Genomic DNA, 1,267 nt, shown 5'->3' with positions numbered 1-1,267 from the left:
GTGCAAGGCTGCTCGACAAGCGTCAGCCTGGGTTCGAAGCAGTCGGCCCATTCGAAATCGTCGAAGCCGACCAGCGAGAGGTCACGCGGGATCGAAAGACCCTTCTCGCGGATGGCGCGGACTGCCCCGATCGTCGTCATGTTGTTGCCGGTGACCAATGCGGTGGGCGGCGCGGGCAGCGACAGGATCGCATGGGTCGATACCGTGGCGCTCGCCGTGTCGACATTCTCCGGCGAGACATAGTGCGGCAGGCACTCAAGTCCATTGGCTGCAAGCGAGGCGCGGAAGGCGTCGACGCGCTCGCGCGTGGTGGCGAGCCCCGGCTGGCCGGCAATGTAGCCGATACGCCTGTGGCCGAAGGAAGCGACATGGTCGATCAGCGCCCGCATCGCCGTCTCGTTCTCGACGCCGATCTGGTCGAAGCGGTCGTCGGCGAAGCGGTCGATCAAGACGCAAGGCAGCTTCTTGTCGGCGAGATAGGCGATCGCGCGCTCAGGCGAACCGGACGGGGCCAGGATCACGCCGTCGACGCGGCGCTGGTGGAAGGCGCGCACCACTTGGAGCTCGCGGTCGGGGTCTTCCTGCGTGTCCGACAGGAACACCATCAGGCCGAGCCGCGCGCATTCGGCTTCGACGGCGCAAATGATGTCGGTGAAGTAAGGGTTGGAGATCGCCGAGATGGCGAGCCCGACGCTGTTGGTCGAGGCGACTTTCAGCGAGCGCGCCAGCTCGTTGGGCTGGTAGCCCATGGCGGCGATGGCGTCGTTGATGAGCTGCGCCTTCTCGGGCGAGACGAAGCGCGTGCGGTTGACGACATGCGAGACGGTGGAAACCGAAACGCCGGCGCGGCGCGCGACCTCAGCCATTGTCGGCATGCGAACGGAGTGCCCGCAAGCGCTCCTCCCTTAGATGCGTTTCCCGTCCGCTCTTCGGCGGATCTGGCGAGACCATAGAGCCATCGAAACGTTTGCGCAATCGATTCGATGGACACCCGCGACAGATTTTTGTCGCGGCGGAAAAGTTCGAAGTCAGGAGGTGAAAGCCAGCCAGGCCGTGCCGGCGAGGAGAGTCAGCAAGGTCAGCGGCAGGCCGACCTTGAAGAAGGCGGAGAAGGACAGTTCCTTGCCCGCCGCTTTCGCCTGCTCGGCGACGATGAGATTGGCGACGGAGCCGAGCAGGGTGAAATTGCCGGCGAGCGTCGAGCTCATCGCCACGACCAGCCAGGCGCGCTCAGGGTTTCCGAGGCCCGGGATGAAGGGCCTCAGCG

1 protein-coding gene and 1 pseudogene are annotated in these 1,267 nt (G+C 65.3%); both read right to left on the bottom strand.

The window, feature by feature from the left end:
- Window positions 1-866, bottom strand: an 866-nt coding sequence (locus EOA38_RS37080; RefSeq protein ID WP_245481027.1) for a LacI family DNA-binding transcriptional regulator, incomplete at its 3' end; no start/stop codon positions are given.
- Between the two features lie 162 nt (window positions 867-1,028).
- Window positions 1,029-1,267: pseudogene (locus EOA38_RS37075) on the bottom strand (anion transporter); the annotation flags it as partial.

Origin of the sequence: Mesorhizobium sp. M1E.F.Ca.ET.041.01.1.1, from assembly GCF_003997355.1 — a bacterium.
Classification (GTDB): Bacteria; Pseudomonadota; Alphaproteobacteria; order Rhizobiales; family Rhizobiaceae; genus Mesorhizobium.
Note: the sequence above shows the minus strand (reverse complement) of the source record. Positions and strands in the feature narration are given on the sequence as shown.